At 55.8% G+C, this 20,558-nt stretch carries 17 protein-coding genes; 11 read left to right on the plus strand and 6 right to left on the minus strand.

The window, feature by feature from the left end:
• The first annotated feature begins 150 nt into the window (after window positions 1–150).
• Together AC2FJV_RS19415 and AC2FJV_RS19420 are read left to right on the plus strand one after the other, a co-directional pair.
• Window positions 151–1,329 carry an efflux RND transporter periplasmic adaptor subunit gene (locus AC2FJV_RS19415; protein WP_496714415.1) on the plus strand — a complete coding sequence of 393 codons (1,179 nt, stop codon included), beginning with the start codon at window positions 151–153 and terminating at the stop codon, window positions 1,327–1,329.
• Between the two features lie 3 nt (window positions 1,330–1,332).
• Window positions 1,333–4,470, plus strand: coding sequence for an efflux RND transporter permease subunit (locus AC2FJV_RS19420; protein ID WP_496714417.1), 3,138 nt, complete (start codon window positions 1,333–1,335; stop codon window positions 4,468–4,470).
• A gap of 38 nt (window positions 4,471–4,508) precedes the next feature.
• On the opposite strand, the gene glpD is transcribed toward AC2FJV_RS19420, so the two are convergent.
• Window positions 4,509–6,086 carry a glycerol-3-phosphate dehydrogenase gene (glpD, locus tag AC2FJV_RS19425; RefSeq protein ID WP_271946636.1) on the minus strand — a complete coding sequence of 526 codons (1,578 nt, stop codon included), beginning with the start codon at window positions 6,084–6,086 and terminating at the stop codon, window positions 4,509–4,511.
• A 203-nt stretch (window positions 6,087–6,289) separates the two neighbouring features.
• Here glpD and AC2FJV_RS19430 point away from each other — a divergent pair, with 203 nt between their 5' ends.
• The 6 genes from AC2FJV_RS19430 to AC2FJV_RS19455 all read left to right on the plus strand — a co-directional run bounded on the left by AC2FJV_RS19430 (window position 6,290) and on the right by AC2FJV_RS19455 (window position 11,042).
• On the plus strand, window positions 6,290–7,072 hold the full coding sequence (locus tag AC2FJV_RS19430) for a DeoR/GlpR family DNA-binding transcription regulator (RefSeq protein WP_496687690.1): 783 nt from the start codon (window positions 6,290–6,292) through the stop codon (window positions 7,070–7,072).
• A gap of 97 nt (window positions 7,073–7,169) precedes the next feature.
• A complete protein-coding gene (locus AC2FJV_RS19435) occupies window positions 7,170–7,325 on the plus strand; it encodes a DUF5993 family protein (RefSeq protein ID WP_271946630.1) in 156 nt (51 codons plus the stop codon).
• Window positions 7,326–7,334: 9 nt separating this feature from the next.
• On the plus strand, window positions 7,335–7,904 hold the full coding sequence (locus AC2FJV_RS19440) for a disulfide bond formation protein B (RefSeq protein ID WP_496687687.1): 570 nt from the start codon (window positions 7,335–7,337) through the stop codon (window positions 7,902–7,904).
• Window positions 7,905–7,938: 34 nt separating this feature from the next.
• Window positions 7,939–8,301 carry a DUF3302 domain-containing protein gene (locus AC2FJV_RS19445; RefSeq protein WP_142634304.1) on the plus strand — a complete coding sequence of 121 codons (363 nt, stop codon included), beginning with the start codon at window positions 7,939–7,941 and terminating at the stop codon, window positions 8,299–8,301.
• 21 nt (window positions 8,302–8,322) lie between these two features.
• Window positions 8,323–9,468, plus strand: a complete 1,146-nt coding sequence (locus tag AC2FJV_RS19450) for an HlyD family secretion protein (RefSeq protein ID WP_281994737.1) — start codon at window positions 8,323–8,325, stop codon at window positions 9,466–9,468.
• A gap of 11 nt (window positions 9,469–9,479) precedes the next feature.
• Window positions 9,480–11,042 carry an efflux transporter outer membrane subunit gene (locus AC2FJV_RS19455; protein WP_496714419.1) on the plus strand — a complete coding sequence of 521 codons (1,563 nt, stop codon included), beginning with the start codon at window positions 9,480–9,482 and terminating at the stop codon, window positions 11,040–11,042.
• Between the two features lie 3 nt (window positions 11,043–11,045).
• Here AC2FJV_RS19455 and mprF read toward each other — a convergent pair whose 3' ends face one another.
• Both mprF and AC2FJV_RS19465 read right to left on the minus strand, forming a co-directional pair.
• Window positions 11,046–13,655 (minus strand): bifunctional lysylphosphatidylglycerol flippase/synthetase MprF, encoded by a 2,610-nt coding sequence (gene mprF / locus AC2FJV_RS19460; RefSeq protein WP_496714421.1) that lies wholly within the window; start codon window positions 13,653–13,655, stop codon window positions 11,046–11,048.
• A 98-nt stretch (window positions 13,656–13,753) separates the two neighbouring features.
• A complete protein-coding gene (locus tag AC2FJV_RS19465) occupies window positions 13,754–14,182 on the minus strand; it encodes an Lrp/AsnC family transcriptional regulator (RefSeq protein ID WP_142634311.1) in 429 nt (142 codons plus the stop codon).
• An 86-nt stretch (window positions 14,183–14,268) separates the two neighbouring features.
• Here AC2FJV_RS19465 and rocF point away from each other — a divergent pair, with 86 nt between their 5' ends.
• Genes rocF through ocd form a run of 3 tightly spaced genes read left to right on the plus strand, consistent with a single transcriptional unit; the run spans window position 14,269 to window position 17,159 of the window.
• On the plus strand, window positions 14,269–15,189 hold the full coding sequence (gene rocF / locus AC2FJV_RS19470) for an arginase (RefSeq protein WP_496687679.1): 921 nt from the start codon (window positions 14,269–14,271) through the stop codon (window positions 15,187–15,189).
• Window positions 15,189–16,109: a citrulline utilization hydrolase CtlX gene (gene ctlX, locus AC2FJV_RS19475; RefSeq protein ID WP_271946611.1), complete on the plus strand. Its 921-nt coding sequence runs from the start codon at window positions 15,189–15,191 to the stop codon at window positions 16,107–16,109. Before rocF ends, ctlX begins: the two co-directional genes overlap by 1 nt.
• A gap of 9 nt (window positions 16,110–16,118) precedes the next feature.
• Entirely contained in the window at window positions 16,119–17,159 is a 1,041-nt protein-coding gene (gene ocd / locus AC2FJV_RS19480) for an ornithine cyclodeaminase (RefSeq protein WP_496714422.1), read from the plus strand.
• A gap of 67 nt (window positions 17,160–17,226) precedes the next feature.
• On the opposite strand, the gene AC2FJV_RS19485 is transcribed toward ocd, so the two are convergent.
• The 3 genes from AC2FJV_RS19485 to AC2FJV_RS19495 all read right to left on the minus strand — a co-directional run bounded on the left by AC2FJV_RS19485 (window position 17,227) and on the right by AC2FJV_RS19495 (window position 20,345).
• Window positions 17,227–18,630, minus strand: coding sequence for a TRAP transporter large permease (locus tag AC2FJV_RS19485; protein ID WP_142634319.1), 1,404 nt, complete (start codon window positions 18,628–18,630; stop codon window positions 17,227–17,229).
• A gap of 3 nt (window positions 18,631–18,633) precedes the next feature.
• Complete coding sequence (locus tag AC2FJV_RS19490) at window positions 18,634–19,263, minus strand: TRAP transporter small permease subunit (protein ID WP_142634321.1); 630 nt, start codon at window positions 19,261–19,263, stop codon at window positions 18,634–18,636.
• A 65-nt stretch (window positions 19,264–19,328) separates the two neighbouring features.
• Entirely contained in the window at window positions 19,329–20,345 is a 1,017-nt protein-coding gene (locus AC2FJV_RS19495) for a C4-dicarboxylate TRAP transporter substrate-binding protein (protein ID WP_496687677.1), read from the minus strand.
• Between the last annotated feature and the right edge of the window lie 213 nt (window positions 20,346–20,558).

Genomic DNA, 20,558 nt, shown 5'->3' on the forward strand with positions numbered 1-20,558 from the left:
AAAAATATCCTTGGGTAAGCGATTGCCCTACGGGCTAACACGCTTGAGAAACCTAGCAAAACCAGCCATCCTCACGAAGAGTTTAGGCGACTCGGACCGCTGGCGGCGACCCGAGTTGTGTCCAGTTTTTGTTTCAATGGGGCTTCTGCCATGATCCTTGCATCAACACTTTTCAGCTTTCGACCGAATGACCCCATAGCCAAATCCGTTTGGTATGCCGCAGCTTTGGCCCTGTGTGGGTTGGTGGTGCCAGCTGCCGCGCAGGATAAAAGTGACGCCCCACCGCCCAAAGTGTCCATCGCAGCGGCCTACACGCAAGAAATCACGGACGAGGCGACTTTCATCGGTCGAGCTGAGGCGCTGAACAAGGCCGATATTGTCGCCCGGGTCAGCGGTTTTCTGGACAGTCAGAATGTTGAAGACGGCTCGATGGTGAATGAAGGCGATCTTATGTTCACGATCGAGCCGGACCTGTATCAGGCGACACTAGATGCACGGAATGCCGATCTGGACCGTGCCGAAGCAAATCTTGAGCTCGCCAAAGTTGACCTGGCCCGGAAGGAAGAACTTTACAAACGCGATGCCACTCCGGAAAGCGAACGGGATATCGCCCGTGCCAACGAACTTGTAGCCATTGCCGAAGTCAAAGCCGCGAAAGCCGCGATCCAACAGGCCGAACTTGATCTGAGCTATACTAAGGTCCACGCACCGTTCACCGGCCGTATCGGGCGGGTCGCTATCAGCGTCGGGGACGTTGTTGGCCCGAACAACCCACCATTGGTGAATATCGTCAGCGAGGCACCAGTGTATGTGAATTTCTCGTTGAACGAAAAACAGTTTACCTCGGTTCTTGAACAATATGGCGAGAATGCATCGTCGCTGGCCGAAAGCCCCAAAAGCCCGAATGTACATGTAACGCTGCCCAATGGATCGGACTTGGGCGAAACAGGTTCGATTGTTTTCGTTGACAACCATATCGACCCGCTAACTGGAACGATTGCAATGCGGGCCGAATTCACAAATGCCGACCGGCTGATCCTCGATGGTCAGTTCCTGAGCGTTCATATCGAAGCCCTGGAGCCGACCTTGCAGGTTCTGATCCCGCAGGCGGCCTTGTCACGTGATCAGCGCGGTGATTTCGTTCTGGTCGTTAACGATAAGCAAATGGTCGAACAGCGCTATATCACCACCGGCGACAATGTCGGAACTGCTGTGATCGTTCTAGACGGCCTGCGCGAAGGGGAAAGCGTGATCGTCGAGGGCCTCCAGCGCGTGCGCCCGGGTGTGGCAGTGGATGCTGTCACCGCATCCGAGCAGCCGGGAGAGTAACAGATGTTCTCATCCCTGTTCATCAGCCGGCCCAAGCTGGCCCTAGTTATTTCGCTTGTCCTGACGATCATGGGCGGGATCGGCTATATGGTTCTGCCGGTCGCCCAGTTTCCTGATATTACGCCACCGGTCGTCAGCGTTTCCGCCACCTATACCGGTGCCAATGCCGAAACGGTCGAGAACACCGTCGCCGCGCCGATCGAGGCGCAGGTCAACGGCGTGGATGACATGATCTACATGACGTCCACCTCTTCGGATAACGGTTCGTATTCGTTGAATATTACCTTCGAAGTTGGCACCGATCCCGACATTGCATCCGTCAACGTGCAGAACCGCGTTGCGCAGGCCATGTCTTCGCTTCCGTCAGAGGTGACTTCGTCGGGTGTCGTTACGCAGAAGGCATCGACCAATATGCTGATGCTGGTCACGCTGACCTCACCCAAAAGCACCTATGACAGTGTATTCTTGTCGAACTACGCTTCGATCAACCTGAAAGATGCGTTGGCGCGGGTACAGGGTGTTGGTAAAGCCGACGTTCTGACTAACCTTGAATATGCAATGCGGATATGGATGGATCCCGACAAGATGACCGCCCTGTCGATTTCACCGGGTGATGTCATAAACGCTATCCGAGAACAGAATATCGAAGTGTCTGCCGGTTCGATAGGCTCGCCGCCGGTCCCTGAGGGACAGACATTTCAATATACGATCAAGACCAAGGGCCGGCTGACCTCGGCCGCTGAATTTGGCAATATTGTCATCCGTACTGGTGATGCAGGGGCAATCGTACGCATAAGGGACATTGCCAGAACCGAACTTGGAGCGCAGTTCTATTCGGCTTCGGGTTATTTCCAGTCAGAACCCGCAACGGTTATCGGTATTTATCAAGCCCCCGGTGCCAATGCGTTGGCTGTTTCAGATCGTGTTCAGGCCGAATTAGACCGGCTGTCGCGTTCGTTCCCAACAGATGTTGAATATCAGGTTCCGTTCAACACGACCGACTTCGTGGAACAATCTCTGAACGACGTGGTTTCCACCCTGATGCTGACGTTCGTTTTAGTGATTTCGGTCGTATTTGTCTTTTTGGGCAGTTGGCGTGCCACGATCATTCCGGCGGTTGCTATTCCTGTTTCGCTGATCGGGACGTTCGCGTTCCTGCTGGCGTTTGGGATGTCCCTGAACACAATTTCTTTGTTCGCGCTTGTACTGGCAATCGGGATCGTGGTCGATGATGCCATCGTGGTGGTTGAAAACGTTGAACGCATTATCGCCGACGAAGGGTTGTCCCCGCCTGAGGCGACACGGAAAGCAATGGGCCAAATCACCGGACCCGTCATCGCAACCACTCTGGTTCTGCTGGCCGTTTTTGTGCCCGTGACCTTTATGCCTGGCATCTCGGGGCGACTGTATTCTCAGTTTGCAGTCACCATCTCGACTGCGGTCGTGATTTCTTCAATCAACGCTTTGACCTTGTCTCCGGCGCTTTGCGGACTGGTTCTGCGCGCGCGCTCGGGTCCGCCCAAGGGTATTCTGGCCCTGTTTGAGCGTTTCATCGGAACGCTGCGTGACGGTTATGTTGTCATTGTCCGAAAACTGTTAATTCTGCCAGTCGCCGGACTGGGCGTCATCGTTGTTCTGGCCATGGGTACAGGGACGATCATGTCGAACACATCAAGCGGTTTTATTCCGCTTGAAGACAACGGCTATCTCTTTGTGGACATCCAGTTGCCAGATGCGGCAACACTGGAACGAACCGAGACTATCGCAGGTCGGGTCGACGACCAAATCCGCGATATCTCGGGGGTCGCCAGTACGGTTCTGATCAACGGGTTTTCGCTGCTGAACGGCACAACCACAAATGGAGCGACCGTTTTTGTGAACCTCGACAACTGGGACGAGCGGCAAGATCCCGACCTGTCTGCCGATGCCATTCTGGGCAAGGTTTTGGCGATTGCAAATGGCGAATCCGCAGCTTCGATCGTGGCCTTCAACCCGCCACCGATTCAGGGCCTCGGCATGTCAGCCGGTGTGGAAATGGAGGTTCAGCAAGTCGGGGGCGGTACGCCTCAGGATCTGGCCTCGGCCGTTGGGTCCTTCGTCTATGCTGCAAACCAGCGACCCGAGATTGGTCAGGCCTATACAACATTCCGGGCCAATGTTCCTCAGCTATTTGTCGATCTGGACCGTGAGAAAGCGAAAACCCTGGAAGTGTCTGTTGCTGAGATTTTCCAGACGATGCAAGCCCAGCTAGGCTCGTACTATGTGAACGATTTCAACCTGTTCGGCCGCGTCTACCGCGTGATGATTCAGGCCGAGGGGAGCTATCGGAACAAGGTCGAAGATATTTCGAACCTGTATGTGCGCTCGACCAAGGGCGATATGGTTCCATTGGGTACGTTGATCGACGTGGAAAACGTGTTGGGGCCAGTCCTGTTAAAACGGCATAACCTGTTCCGTTCGGCAACTGTTACAGCTGTACCTGCGCCAGGGCTGTCCAGTGGCGACGCTATCACTGTGATGACAGAAGAATCCGCCAACGCCCTACCCTCGGGATACGCGTTTGAATGGACAGGTACCGCGCAACAGCAGCTTGCATCCGGCAGCCTTGTGATCATTATCCTCGGGCTTGCTGTCCTGTTCGCCTATTTGTTCCTGGTGGGGCAATACGAAAGCTGGTCGATGCCGGTGTCCATTCTTCTATCGGTTATTGTTGCCCTATTCGGGGCGGTTGCGGCGGTGGCCATCGTGGGCAGCGACATAAACCTGTACACGCAGATCGGGATGATCATGCTGGTGGGGCTTGCGTCGAAGAACGGTATCCTCATCGTTGAATTCGCAATGGAACAGCGTGCCAATGGCCTTTCGATCAAAGATGCTGCAGCCGAAGCCGCCCATCAACGTTTCCGCGCGGTGATGATGACCGCCCTCTCCTTCCTGTTGGGTGTTGTACCGTTGCTTGCCGCGAACGGCGCGGGAGCGGCTAGCCAGAAGGCCATCGGTGTCGCCGTCTTTGGCGGAATGCTGGCGGCGACTCTGGTTGGCGTTATCCTTGTGCCGGTACTTTACGCCCTGATGCAGGGGCTGAGGGAATGGCTCAAAGGGACAAAGAACGACCCCGACCCTTCGGAAGAAGCCGCATAAATCAAAAAAAAGCCCCGCCGATAACGCGGGGCTTTTCTTTAATGGGCCAGGCGCTTTTCGATCCAGCGCTGGATGGCAGCGATCTGATCGGCATCAAGCCTTAGGCCCAGCTTGTTTCTGCGCCAGATGGCATCTTCAGCGCAGCGCACATATTCCTTGGTGACCAGCCATTCCATTTCGCGTTCGGTCAGCGTCGCCCCGAACTCTTCCCCCAGATCCTCAGCGGTCTTTGCATCGGCCAGAATAGCGCGCGCCTCGGTTCCATAGGCGCGCACCAGCCGTTCCGCCCATGTGCGATTCAAAAAAGCATAGTCGAATTCCAGACCGGCAATAAGGTCTTGCACTGCGCTAACGGGGAAATCGCCACCCGGCAAAGAAACTCCAGCGGTCCATGGACCGGGCAAATCCGGGAAGTACTCAGCGATTTTCTCAAGCGCACTTTCGGCCAATCTGCGATAGGTCGTAATCTTGCCGCCGAAAACATTCAAAACCGGAGCACCGCCAAGCCCATTGACCTTCAGAGTATAGTCTCTGGTCGCGGCCGTTGCGCTGCTGGCCCCATCGTCATACAGAGGGCGCACACCGGAATAGGTCCAGACGATGTCTTCGCGGGTCACAGGCTGCTCAAAATATTTTGACGCAAACGCACACAGATATTCCTGTTCAGACTCGGTACAGACTGGAGGAACCGATGGGTCTGGGTGATCCTGATCAGTTGTTCCAATAAGGGTGAAATCTCTCTCATAGGGAATGGCAAAGATGATGCGCCCGTCTTCGCCCTGAAAGAAATAGCATTTGTCATGGTTGAATAACCTGTGGGTTACGATATGGCTGCCGCGGACCAACCGAACCCCCTCGCGCGAGTTCACGTGGATTTTTTCCTGGATGATATCGCCAACCCAGGGCCCACCGGCATTGATCAACATCTTCGCCAGGACGATACGGGTTTCGTCATTTTGGTTATCGCGGATCGTCACATGCCAAACATCATCCACCCGCTCGGCTGAAAGAACTTCGGTCCGAACCAGAATATCGGCGCCACGGGCCTCGGCATCACGGGCATTCAGAACAACCAGACGGGAATCTTCGATCCAGCAGTCGGAATACTCATACGCGGTCTCAAACCTATTTTGCAGCGGGACACCTTCAGGCGCGGAACGCAAATTCAGCGCAGAGGTCCCGGGTAGAATTTTCCGCCCTCCAAGGTGATCGTACATGAACAGGCCAAGACGGATCAGCCAGGCTGGACGACGACCACGCATCCAAGGCATCACTGTACTCAGCAGCCGTGAGGTCGGAGTGTCCGAGTCAAATCGCATCCCATCGTGGTAGGGAAGCACAAAGCGCATCGGCCAACTGATATGAGGCATTGCCCGCAGCAGCGTTTCCCGCTCAATCAGCGCCTCGCGGACCAACCTGAACTCAAAATATTCCAGATACCGTAGGCCGCCGTGGAACAATTTGGTCGAGGCCGAGGACGTGGCCGATGCCAAGTCGTTCATCTCGGCCAATGTCACCGACAATCCCCGCCCGGCCGCATCACGCGCGATCCCGCAACCGTTAATACCGCCACCTATGATGAATAGGTCAGTAACCTGGCCAGTCTGCTGTGCCATTTGCAGGTCAGTCCTTTTGCTGAAAACGTGCGGCAATTAACCCGTTCGATACTCGGTTCGTCAATGTGGATTTTCGTTTTTTTTCGCGTAACGAACAAGAATAGCGATTTTTTGCTGTTGTCCAAACGATGTTTGATTTCTTCCGGTTGCAATATTGCGAAAAAAGGAACAAAAACGAAAGAACCCAATAACCGGAGCTTCCCTTGTCTCTTTCGTTCCGCCAGTCAGACATCATAGAAATCGCCAAGCAGAATGGTCGCGTCATGGTCGAGGATCTGGCGTTGCAGTTTGGTGTCACGGTCCAAACGATCCGGCGCGATCTTTCCGAGCTTGCGGAACTGGGCAAGCTGGACCGGGTTCATGGCGGCGCGGTCCTGCGATCCGGCGTTTCGAATATCGGTTACGAGGACCGGCGCGCCCTGAATGCTGAAATCAAGACCCGTATCGCACAGGTTTGCGCTGCCAACATACCGGATGGTGCATCGCTTTTTTTGAACATCGGTACATCGACCGAGGCTGTCGCGCATCAGTTGCTAAACCACAAAGATCTTATGGTGGTGACAAATAACATGAATGTCGCGCGTATCCTGGTGGAAAACACGAACTGCCAGATCGTCGTCGCCGGTGGTGTTCTGCGCCGGTCGGACGGTGGTCTGATCGGCAACCTGACCAATTCAACGATTGAACAATTCAAGTTCGATTATGCGGTAATCGGGTGTTCCGCACTGGACGCCGATGGTGATCTTCTGGATTTCGATTTCCAGGAGGTCCGTGTCAGCCAGACTATCATTGCACAGGCCAGACACAGCTTTCTGGTTGCCGATCATTCGAAATTTCAGCGCTCGGCCCCTGCCCGTATTGCCTCGATGTCCGAAGTTGACGTTTTCTTTACAGATCAACTTCTTCCAAGTGGGCTTGCACGTAAATGTAAGGAATGGGGAACGCGGGTCGTATACAGCGGCCGAACCACCGGAGATTCGCATTAAACGCGTAATTCCAAACGTGGTTCTTGTCATAGGCGACCGGCCCTGACAGTATCGCAACATATTGCAATCAGTGCACGGCAAGGGGGAGATCCGGGCCATGATCGCGCTTTTATTTGCGTTACTCACAGCTACTATGGGGCTGAATTATTATAGAAAAACCAAAGCGGCCAATGTTGTGTTCTTCATCACTATGGCCCTAAGTGTTTATTGGCTGAAGTTTCATGCCACCAGCCAACTGACCATTCAGCTGTAGGAGGCCACAATGACACCCGAGCTTTCCCGCACCCTGAACGCGTTGGGAACCCTGGCGGTCAGCCTCGTTCTTGTACTGGCCTTCGGATACCAGCTGGCGCTGAACGAACTGCCCTGCCCGCTTTGCTTATTGCAACGGGTCGGGTTCGTAGCGGTGGGCGTTGGTTTGGGCCTGAACCTGCTATACGGAGCCCGGCCGCAGCATTATGCGTTGATGTTGCTTGCGGCACTGTTTGGGATCAGCGTTTCCGTTCGCCAGATCTTGCTGCATATCGTACCGGGTACCGGCCACTATGGTTCGCCTGTTTTTGGGTATCACTACTACACATGGGCCGCGATCTGCTTTTTTCTGATCCTTCTGGGCACGGCAATCATGCTGCTTTTCGACCATCAATATCAGGACACAACCGACGATCAACCACGGTTCGGGGGCAATACGCTGGCCAAAACCGCGTTCTTTGTGATGCTAGGGCTGGCCGCGCTGAATGCGGGGTCGACCTTGTTGGAATGTGGCCCAGGTATCTGCGCTGACCCGCCGACAAGCTACAAATTGATTGACGAACTGGACACCAACAACTGAGGATGGATAAACCTTCCCTCATGGAGGCATCGGAATGGGACTACTGGGGCAGCCGCTAGGCTATTATGACTATCTGACATTTATCGCACTTATACTGCTGCTGGCCGCTGTAATGGCGCTGTTTCTGTTCATAATGGGACTGCCCGGCCGCATCGCAATCAAACGCAACCATCCGCATGCTGAGGCAGTCAAGATCATGGGCTGGATGGGGTTTCTGGCTGTCGTTCCCTGGATTCACGCCTTTATGTGGGCTTTCCACGATGCAGCCACTGTCGATATCCGCCGTATGCCTGATGATGAACGCGATGCGATACGGAAGGATATCAAACGGTTAGGCGGTGATCTGACCGAAGAATATCGCGATCCACTGGACCCGGACGAAACACAAAAAAGCTAAGGCTAAAGGAAGTCCCACAATATGTTTGTCGCTCTTGGCATTACGCTTTTCTACATCATTTTTGTCTGGCTGATCTTCTTCAAACTACAATGGCTTAAGTTTAGTATCGCCTGGGGCATCGTTTCCTTCTGGGTGGGTGCTCATCTGTTATTGATCTTTATGGTTGCGCTGCGGTTCTTCCAGCCATTTTCGATCGACAGCCACGTGGTCCGCTCAACCATACAGATCGTACCGCGCCTGACTGAACCAACCATCCTTTCCGAGGTTCTGGTCGAGCCGAATACAGAGGTGAAGAAAGGGGATCCGCTGTATCGGTTCGACGACACCGTCTTTGCGCTTGAATTCGAAGAGGCATCCGCACAGTTGGTTGCAGCCCAGCAGAACGCCAAAATTCTGGAACAGGATGTGATCGTCGCGGGTGAAGCCGTCGAGCGAGCAAACGCGCAACTGGCATATGCACTGACCCAGCAGGCACGGTATGAAAACCTTGTCCCTGCGGGTGGTGCCCGAGAGGATGAGCTGGATCGCTGGAACGAACAGGTCACTGAAGATCAGGCCAAGATAAAAGAGGCCGAAGCCAATCTGGAAAAGGCAAAGCTGGCGCTGGATTCGCAGATCGACGGGGTCAATACCGGAATCGTTCAAGCTCAGGCTCAGTTGGAAAAGGCCCGGTACTTTCTGGACAATACTACGATCTACGCGCCCGAAGATGGTATGATCGTTTCACAACAGGCACGCCCGGGTCTGGTTGTCGGTGACATCCGATTGGGCGCAATCGCCAGCTTTGTGACCAAGGAAAATCCCTATATTCTCGCCACTTACCGGCAGCAGAACCTGAAATTTGTGAAACCCGGGCAACAGGTTGAGGTCGCGCTGGACTTATATCCCGGAGAAATCCTGACCGGCAAAGTCGAGGCAATCTGGTGGGCAACCCGCCAGGGTCAATATCTGCCATCAGGCCGCCTGCCCGGATTTGAACTGCCAAAAATTCCTGGACATATTGCCGTGCAGATTTCGGTCGAAATTCCAGATGGCCACGTCTTTCCCGCCGGTGGACATGCCGCGGTGGCAATCTATACCGGCCAGGGCAAAAGCTTTGAGTTCCTGCGGCGCATCAATATCCGCCTCTATTCCTTCGCAAACTTCATCCGACCACTGGACATTTAAGGACACGCTGTATGACACGGGCCAGGCTAAACCGCAGTTTGATGGGCACAGCCCTGTGTGCCGCGCTGCTGGTGGGATGCGCACCTGTCGGTCCTGATTTTGTGCGACCGAACTCTCCGGTCGTGAAGGAATGGATCGAGGTAAACAACCCTTCAGTCGGTGCCAGCGGCCTCACCTCGCGTAGTGCCCCTGTGGCAAAATGGTGGGAGACCTTCAACGACGCCACTTTGAACCGGTTGATCGCCGAAGCCTATGCCCAGAACCTGGCGCTACAGGTGGCCGGTGCGCGCGTATTGCAGGCCCGCGCACAGCTTGGGATTGCCTTTGGTGAGCTTTACCCCCAATCGCAGGCCATCGGAGGTTCGATCGAGCGGCGCCAGATCAGCGACAATATCGGACCGATTTCCGATATCAATCGGATCATCCCTCTGGATACCGAATTCTCGACCTCGCAGGTTGGCTTCGACGCCCAATGGGAACTGGATGTGTGGGGGCAGCAACGCCGGGGTGTGCAGGCCGCACGATCCAATCTGGCACTTCAGGTCGCTAATTACGATGACGCTTTGGTCACGCTGACCGGCGATGTAGCAGCGTTATATGTAAGCTTCCGCGCGCTGCAAGAAACCCTGTTCGTGGCACGAGAGAATATCAAGCTGCAACAGGAATCGGTTGATCTGACGCAACTGCGTTTCAACAACGGCGTCACCACTGAACTGGATGTGCAAGAGGCCACCGCCCTGCTGAACAATACCATGGCGCTGGTGCCGGAGATTGAAAGCGATCTTCAGCAGACCAAGAATGCTTTGGCTGTTTTACTGGGAACAACACCCTCGCGCATGGCCGGGTTGCTGGGTAATTCCGGTCGTATCCCTTCGGCCCGATCCAACGTCGCCGTTGGAGTACCAGCGGAATTGCTGCGCCGACGCCCGGATGTACGCGCCGCAGAACTGGCCGCTGCCACACAGTCTGCGCAAGTTGGGATCGCGATTGCTGACCTGTATCCCCAGTTCATCCTGTCCGGTTCGATCGGCCTGCAGGCCTCGGGCAGTCAGGACCTGTTTTCATCCGCCAGCAATACTGGGCTAGCCAGTGCCGGAGTGGTCTGGAATGTGCTGAATTATGGGCGGATCAAGAATAATGTCCGCGCCCAGGACGCAGCTTATCAGGCCTTGATTGCGAACTATCAAAACACCGTTCTGACCGCCTATTCCGAGGTCGAAAGCGCCATGGTCGCCTATACGCAGTCACGCAAACAAGTGACATTCTACCAAAACAGCGTCACCGCATCGCGCAAAGCTGCCGAGATCGCGGTGAACCAATACCGGGATGGCATCGCCAGCTATTCCCGCGTTCTGAACACGCAAACCGCATTGCTGCGATCACAGGCCAATCTGATCGAAGCCCGCCAGCAGGTCTCGAGCAATCTGGTTGCAGTCTACAAAGGTTTAGGCGGTGGTTGGCAAATCCGGCAAAATCAGGAGTTCCTGCCGGAAACCGTGCTGGCCGAAATGGCCTATCGCACCGATTGGGGAGACCTGCTGCAACAGGCTCCGATCCAAGCCAGCCTGAACTGAGCGCTATTTCGTCAGACCGCGCAAGCCGCCCGAAATCAGAATGTTGACCTCGTAGAGAATACGCGGCGCGGCCAGTCCTCCGGGGCTGGCCAAATAGTTCGGGCTCCATTCTGGTTCGAATTTCTGCTTGAACGAGCGCAGCCCCTCGAAGTGATAAAACTGTTCGCCATGTTCATAGACAAAGCCGCCAATGCGGTTCCACAGTGATGCCAGTTGCCGGTTTTCGATCCCGGAAAACGGTGCCGCCCCCAGCGAGAACCAGTGGAACCCCTGCTCGGCGCCCCATGACATCATCTCGGCAAACAGCGCATCCATAACAAAACTTGGGCTATCTGGTTCATACCGCATCAGATCCAGCGACAGTTCTGATTTTTGCCCGCCCTGAAACAGGTTAGCAAACGCGACGATCTCACCTGTTTCGCCATTCCGCAGCACCGCGTGGTCGAAATAGGACAGATAGGTTTCATCAAATCCGCCAAGCGCAAAACCTTTCTCGGCCCCAGCCTTTTGCGCCAGCCAGTCATCCGAAATCTTGCGCAACTCGGGCAGGATCAGGGTTAGTTCCTGTTTTGGAATAATCTCGAAAACATACCCTTCGCGTTCGGCCCGGTTCTTGGCCTGACGGAACCGCTTGCGGGATTTTCCGTCCAGCGAAAAATCTTTCAGCGGCACCCGCGCTACTTCGCCAATTTTCAGGATCGACAGGCCAAGGTCTAGAAAGGTCGGCAGGTATTTGGTGGAAACGCTGTAGAAGGCACAAAGTTTACCCTCACGGTCCGCCATCTCGCGCAGCTGCCATATCAGCTGTTTACCGGCGGTTTCATCCCCTACTGGCTCACCTTTGGTGACCAGTGCGTTGCCGGTATCGGCATAAGCCAGAAAAGCGGTTTCATCCGGCGCGATCAGGAACTGCTTGTCCCCGGTCAGGGAAATCTGGGATTCTGTGTCTTCGCTTTCCATCACCAGACGTTCGACTACTTCGGGGATTTCTGTGCGGGCTGGAACAGGAATCTCGCGCCCGAACAGAGAGCTAACGGCAACCACCCCAAGGATGACCGCAACCACAAGGCTGGATCGTAGGAACCGCGAGGCGTCGCCGTTCCAGGCAAACTCCCACCACAGGGCATTTTGATATTCGACATGGGAATAAGCAAACAGACCCACCCAAAAGATCACCGCAAGCAATGCAAGAACGCTGACCAGCCAAGGTATGTTCAACCTGAAGATCGAAGCGCCGCTAACCCGATAGAAAGCATCCCGGAACATGGCCAGCAGAACGATGCTACCCACCATGCTGAGCGCTTCGTGCGTATCCAGCCCTTTGGTCAGCGAAGCGACAAAACCGGCCAGCATCAACAGCATGGCCACAACCCAAGCCCGGTAAAGCTTGCGAAACAGCCCCCGTGACACAAGGATCAGCAAGACCCCTACCGCACTTCCGGCCAAGTGGGACGCTTCGACAAAGGACAGGGGTAGGAAATCCCGCAGCACACCCAGGTTACCGCTGCTTGCAGGCAACGCGCCGGAGACCAGAAGTATCACACCGGCCACTGCGGCCACGCCTGCGGCCACCATGGGCACGATCGGACGGATCACTCGATAAACCCAAGTGGCTGCACCAGTAATATGTCGCCGGTGGCTCAGCGCTGATGCCACAGCGATTGAAAGCGTGGCGATGAGGAAGGGAAGAAACGTATAGACCAGGCGGTACAGCAGCAGCGCGGCAATGACATCCGACCGGCCTGACGCGCCAAGTCCCGCGATCATAGTCGCCTCGAAGGCGCCAATTCCACCCGGCGCATGGCTGAGGATACCGACCGCAATCGCGCCAATAAAGATGGTGAAGAAATAGGGGTAGCCGATCCCAAGGTCTGTCGGCAGCAGCACATACAGAACCATCGACGCACCAAACACATCGCCCAAGGCCGCCAGCGTCAGCAACCCGGCCAGTTTGCCGCCGGGAAGGTTAAATCCAACCCCGCCATAGGCCAGCCTGCGCCCGCCTTTCGACAGCCAGATGAACAGCGTTGCCAGAGCGATCAAAAGGCCCAATCCTATGACCGTCTCGACCGTATCGCTGATTGGCAAAACCTTCGATATCCCGTCGGGATGAAAGGTCAGCAAAGCCCCTAACAGCAAGGTCATGCCGGACCAGAAAGCGATCCACGAGGTCGCAATAACCCCAGCGACACGCCCCAGATCCAGCCCCAAAGATGCGTAGATCCGATACCGGATCGCCGTGCCCGTGATGTAGGAAAACCCAAGGCAATTTGACACCGCATAACCACAGGCCCCGGCCATGCCCGCAACCGGCAAAGGGACCTCACCGTCGGCAACGCTCTGGACTGCAAAGACGTCGTATAAAGACAGGGAAACAAAGCTAAAAGCGGTCCAGCACAAGGCGATGAACAACAGCGTCCAAGAGGTGTTCGCCACATCCGTCTGAACGGATGACCATTTCACATGCGCAGACAGTTCATGCAGCACGGTCAGGGCGACCAGCATGACGATTACGGGAATGGCGGTTCTGACCAGGGGTCGTTCCAGAAAACCGGATACTCTTTCGGCAAGTCTGATGGCCCAGAGTTCTTTGCCTGTATCCTGATCAGTCATGTGATTTCCCTGTTTCAGGTTTGCAGCTGCCTTTGCGCGGGTGGCGAACGCATCGCAACTTTTACACATATTCCTTGCTGCTCAAAGCACTACAGCAATCAGACGCGGCCTTTCCGAGTAGAAAGAAGCAAGTTGGTTTCGGATCGCGTAATCCCTTCGATCCTGCGGATGCGAAACAGGATTTCATCCAGTTCGGCCAGGGTCTCGGTCCCAATCTCGGCAATCAAGTCCCAACCGCCATTTGTCGAATGGACAGCCCGCACCTGTGGCATGGCGGCAATTTGGGCCATGGTGCGCTCGGTGCCGCGCCCTTCGATTTCCAGCATCATCAACCCTCTGACCGGGCTTTGCGCCACATCCTGCCGTGTCAGAACCGTAAAACCTACAATCTCACCGGATTGCTTCAAACGTTGCAGACGGCTGCGCACTGTTGTGCGTGTGACTCCCAGTGTTTCAGCCAGTTCCGAGAGTGAAGCACGGGCATCCCGATGCAGAGCGCTGAGAAGCTTGCCATCCAAATCGTCCATTCAATACTTCCGTTATGTCACTTGCGGTTCCATTTTGAGCATTTTGATCCCTATCCGCAAGCCACATTGCCGGAGTAGTATTCCATATGGATACAAACAACGTAATTCTGGTTGGCGCCCCGATGGATTCGGGCAAGCGTCGACAGGGCTGCCGGATGGGCCCCGATGCCTATCGGGTTGCGGGGCTTCAATCAGCTCTTTCCGATCTCGGTCTTCACCTACGGGATCTCGGCGATGTCACACCTGACATTCCGGATATGTCCGAACATTCGCATCTCTTCGCCCTGCCCGAGTGTGTCGGCTGGACCAAAGCTCTCAGCCGTGTCGCGCAGGATGTCGCCCCACAAGGCCTGCCAATTTTCATGGGCGGCGATCATGCGCTTTCGATGGGCACGGTTTTGGGCATGGCACAGCACGCCGAGCGGATCGAACGCCCACTGTTCGTTCTCTGGCTGGACGCGCATAGCGATTTCCACACACCCGAGAGCACCGATAGCGGCAACCTGCACGGGACACCCGTAGCCTATTTCACCGGACAGCCCGGATTTGACGACTTCCCACCGGTTTCATCGCCAGTTCCGACCGACCGGGTCGGCATGATCGGTCTGCGCTCGGTCGACCCAGCCGAACGGGCTCGGCTGGAACAGGATCGCGCAATGCTGGCCGATATGCGAAGCATCGACGAAAACGGCATCAAAGCACCGCTGATGGCCTTTCTGGAGCGGGTCCGGGCAGCGGATGGCATCCTTCATGTTTCGCTGGATGTGGATTTCCTTGATCCGTCCATTGCTCCTGCAGTTGGCACAACAGTTCCAGGTGGCGCGACCGAACGCGAGGCTCATCTAGTGATGGAACTGCTGCACGAAAGCGGTCTTGTCTGCTCGCTGGATCTGGTAGAATTGAACCCGTTTCTGGACGAACGCGGCCGCACTGCAAAATTGATGGTGGATCTGGCCGCCTCATTGCTGGGCCGCCGCATCTTTGACCGCCCCACCCGGAGCTTCTGATGCAATCTCTACAAGCCCCACCAGCCGTTGTGATGATCCGGCCCCATGCGTTTGCTTCGAACCCCGAGACACGCGACGACAATGCGTTCCAGACCTTGGCCAACCGCTCGGCAGCGGCCACGTCTGTCCAAGCACGCGATGAACATGATCAGGCGGTGGCGCTGCTGCGCGATGCGGGTATTAAGGTTCATGTCTTCGACGATTTCGGAGACCTCGACACACCAGACAGCGTATTTCCGAACAACTGGTTCTCGACCCATCCCGGCGGACATGTGGCAATCTATCCGATGTTTGTGCCGTCGCGCAGGCGCGAACGTCGCGCCGACGTCATAGAAATGTTGAAACAGGAGTATCGTGTTCAGGACGTGATCGATTATTCCGGGCTTGAACAGGACAGACTGGCGCTGGAAGGCACCGGAGCGATGGTTCTGGACCACATTGGCCGCGTGGCCTACACGGTCAAATCCAACCGCGCCGACCCCGTTCTGTTGGAGCGTTTCTGCACCCATTTCAACTATGAGCCCATCGCATTCGAGGCGCATGATGCCGCAGGACGTGATGTCTATCACACGAATGTTCTGATGGGCATCGGCTCCAAATACGCGCTGATCTGTCTTGATATGATCGCGGACCCCGAACGCCGCGCGACAGTGAAAGCCAGGCTGGAAGAATCCGGTCGCACGGTCATCGACCTGACACATGATCAGATCGCTGAATTTGCTGGCAACGCCATCGAACTGAGCGGCCTGAATGGTCCCGTGCTGGCGCTGTCCAGCCGGGCACTTGCCGCCCTGACCCCGGAACAAATCGCTACAATCGAAGCCAGCGCGACACCTCTGCCGCTTTCGATTCCCACCATTGAAACTGCCGGTGGATCCGTGCGCTGCATGATTGCGGGCATCCACCTGTCCCGCCGATAGGAGCCCCTAATGCAACCATCTGAAAAGGCCCTGGTGCCGTTTGTGTCTGTCGACAATATGATGAGACTGGTCCACCACATCGGCGTCGAACGTATGATCACCGATATTGCGGCGCAAATCGAAGCTGATTTCAAACGGTGGGAAAGCTTTGACAAAACACCCCGCATCCCTGCCCACTCGCCACATGGGGTGATTGAACTGATGCCAACCTCAGACGGTGAGGCCTATGGGTTTAAATACGTCAACGGCCACCCCAAGAACACCTCCGAGGGCCTACAGACCGTTACCGCATTTGGATTGCTGGCAGACGTCTACACAGGCTATCCGACCCTGCTGACCGAAATGACCATGCTGACTGCATTGCGCACCGCAGCAACCTCTGCCCTGGTCGGCAGTTATCTTGCGCCCAAATCGGCCTCGACCATGGCAATGATCGGGAATGGCGCGCAATCCGAATTTCAGTGCCTCGCCTTCAAGGCCATGTGCGGGATTGATACTGTTCGCTTGTACGATACCGACGCGGCTGCTACCGAAAAATGTGCGGCCAACTTGGCGGGCTCTGGCCTCTCGGTCGTGAAATGCAAATCCCCTGAGGACGCCATCGAAGGCGCGCATATCATCACGACCTGCACGGCGGACAAGAAAAATGCCACGATCCTGACCGATAACTTGGTCGGCCCAGGCGTCCACATCAACGCGATCGGCGGCGACTGTCCCGGCAAAACCGAACTGCACAGGGATATCCTGCTACGCTCTGAAATATTCGTCGAATACCCGGAGCAAACACGTATTGAGGGCGAGATTCAGGCCCTGGAAGACGATCATCCCGTCACCGAGTTGTGGCAGGTCATGACGGGACAGGCCGAGGGTCGCAAAGATGATCGTCAGATCACGTTGTTTGACAGCGTAGGTTTCGCGATCGAGGATTTTTCAGCCCTGCGCTACATCCAGTCCGTAGTCCGGGGCACAGATTACTACGAACCCCTGGACATGCTGGCAGACCCTGACGACCCGCGCGATCTGTACGGAATGCTGATGCGCGCGAAATAGAGATACCCTGCCCCCACGCGCCAGCCGGGGGCAGGTATCACCAAAGATTGACTTCGTCAGATGCCAATTACCCGGCCAGCGAAGGCAGGTACAGAACGATGCCCGGAAAGGCGACCAGCAGCGCAATCGTCACGGCGTCGGCGATGAAAAACGGCGTCACGCCCTTGAACACGTCCTGAACGCTCAGATCAGGGCGGACGCCGGCAACGACAAAGCAATTCAAACCGATCGGTGGCGTGATCAGGCAGAACTCGGCCATTTTCACCACCAAAATACCAAACCAGATGGCGCACATCGGACCGGACATCCCAAACGTACTTTCCGCAGCGGTGACGGCCTCGCCCCCGTTCAGCGCCATAACTGCCGGATAGACAACCGGCAGAGTCAGCAATAGCATCCCGATGGCATCCATGAACATGCCGAGCACCGCATAGGCCAGCAGGATGCAGATCAGGATCAGCATGGGTGACATTGTCAGCGACGTGATCCAGTCGGAAAACGCGCTTGGCAAATCGGCGAAACCCAGGAACCTGACATAGATCAGCACGCCCCAGATGATCGAAAAGATCATCGCGGTCAGTTTGGCGGTCTCAAGCAGTGCGGATTTCAACTCTGCCCATCTCATGCCGTGGAACAGCGCGAAGCAGAACACGATAAAGGCACCGATTGCCCCGCCTTCGGTTGGCGTGCCCCAGGCTTTTTCACCAAACGGGTTATAGACGAAGCAGATGATGATCAGGATCACCGCAACAATCGGTAGGGCACCAGGCAGCGCGGCAAAACGCTGTTTCCAAGTAAAGCCAGTGACCGGCGGGCCGACATTTTTGAACACAACGGCGATGCCGACGATCAGCAGACCATAGATAACCGCCGAAAACGCTCCCGGTATGAACCCGGCGAGCAGCAGTTTGCCCACATCCTGTTCCACGATGATCGCATAAATCACAAGGATCGCCGAGGGCGGGATCAGTGAGGCCAAAGTGCCACCTGCAGCAACTACGCCCGCCGCAAATTGTTTGTTGTACCCGACCTTCAGCATTTCCGGGATCGCGATCCGGGCAAATACCGCAGATGTCGCGACCGATGCCCCCGAGACTGCAGCAAACCCAGCGGTGGCGAACACGGTTGCGACCGCAAGCCCACCCGGAACCCAGGCCACCCAGCGCTTGGCCGCCTCGAACAGCGCGCGCGTGAGGCCTGCGTAATAGGCAAGGTAACCGATCAGGATAAAGGTCGGGATCAGGCTGAGCGTATGGGCTGCAACCTTGGAATGCGGCACTTGCCCTGCGGTTTTTACCGCAACGGTCAGCGCCTTGCCAAATCGGTCAGGATCATATCCGAATTTGGCCCAGAATATCCAAACCAGACCGATCAGCCCCGCCAAAGCCGCGGCAAAAGCCACACGCATTCCGGTGATAACCAGAACCAGCAGACCACCGGTGACCCAGAGGCCAATCTCAATCGAGTCCATATGCTAGTCCTGCCCTTCGAATTGTTCGGCTTCAGCGGCAGCCTGCGCAGCAGCGTCCTGTATCATCGGCACCGCAACTGGGTTTTGTAGGCCCAGCACAAAGGCCCGTCCATAACCCCAGATTTGCAGCACAAGCCGCAAGCAAAGTACCGAAAACGCAATAGGTGCCAGTAACTTGGCAGGCCAGAGCGGGATGCCAATGTCGATCGAGCTGTCCCGGCTCCACAGAGGTGCGCCAAAGTCGAATGATCTGTCGAAATGGGACCAGCTGCCCCAGACCAATGCCAACATGAGCACCAGGATGAGAACGACCGAAATCAACTCGAACAGCCACAAAGCCCGTCCGTGTAGCCGCGAAATGACAATATCCATCCGGATATGGCCCCCATCGCGTTGTACGTAAGAGATACCTAGAAACGCAATCAAAGGCATGGCTTGCTCGATCCAATCGACATAGCCCGGCAATGGCGCGTTATAGGCGTTGCGCCCACTCACCGAGACAACTGCCAGCACCATTAACCCGAACACGGCAATTCCGCTGATCAGTGCAAGCGTACGCTCGGCCCTTAACAGCAGCTGGTCCAGCCTGCTCAGACGGCTATCATCCGCAAGCACCGTCGCCTGTCCTGCCATTCCGCTGGCCCTCTCTGTATTGGAATCAGTGTCCGGGTACCGCGCAGGGTACCCGGAACGCGTGATCAGTTCCCGCCACGCTGTTGTTTCAGCGTCAGTTGAACAAGATCATATAGATCCTGCGCAGGCAGACCCTGCGCGGACATGTCAGCGATCCACTGCTCGCGGATCGGATCAGCAGCCTTGGTGCGGAATTCCTCCAGCACGGCTTCGTCGATCTGAACTTTCTGCACGCCTTTTTCGGTCAACACACCATCCCACTGCTCCAGCAGACCGCCGTAATTGGTGAGATAATGGGCAATGGCCTCGTCGACAGAACTGTTAAGCGCTTCACGATGTTCCGCAGGCAGCGCTTCGTAGGCGTCGATATTGACCACAACCGGACAGTTTACAGTGCCGGGGTTCAGGTTGGCCGTCCACCAGTCGGCTTCGTTGATAGTGCCGAAAGACAAATGTGCGTGCTGAGCAAAGGCCACTGTATCAACAACACCGGATTCCATCGCATTAAACGCCTCGGTCGCGGGCACCGATGTTGGAACACCGCCAACGGCCTCAAACGCCTGGCCCAGCCCGCCAGTCGCACGTACACGCATGCCGTCAAAATCTGCAAGCGTTGAGCGCGGATCACCGGTTCCAACGATATTATACTGGGGCATTGGCGACGTCATGATGATCCGGGCATTCCACTGAGCCATCTCATCCTTAACGGCGGGATGATCATATACAGCGTGGCTGACGGCCACCTCTTCTTCCAAATTGTTCACACCCAGGAACGGCAGTTCAAGTACAGTGATCGCCCGATTTTTGTCGCGGTGATAGCCTGCGCAGAACTGCGCCATCTCGAATGCACCGATCTCAATCCCGTCCAGATTCTCTTTCGGCTTTGACAGCCCGCCATAGCTGACATTGATCGTGAATTCGCCACCGGTTTTTTCGCTGACCAGTTCAGCCAGTTTCTCGACATGTTCGGTAAAGGCCCGGCGTTTGCCCCAGACCGAAGCATTCCATTCTGTTGCTGCAGCTTCGGTAACGAATGCAACAGTCAGGGCGGCGACGGCGGCACCGCTCAACATTTTAGTCATAGTGATTTCTCCCATTGATGCGCCCCCTTTTTTGGGTCGCTTGCGCGTAAAGCTAGCGCCAACATCGATATGTGCCAACCCCTGCCAGACCACCCACCAAAATCTGCAATCCGCCCGCCAGCGCTAACAATCATAAGGTGTATATGAAATGTGTAAATTTCACGGGCGAGCACTTTGAAAACAGTTGAAAAGTGATTAACATCTATATTGCTG

Source organism: Ruegeria sp. CDSA241 (genome assembly GCF_059611265.1).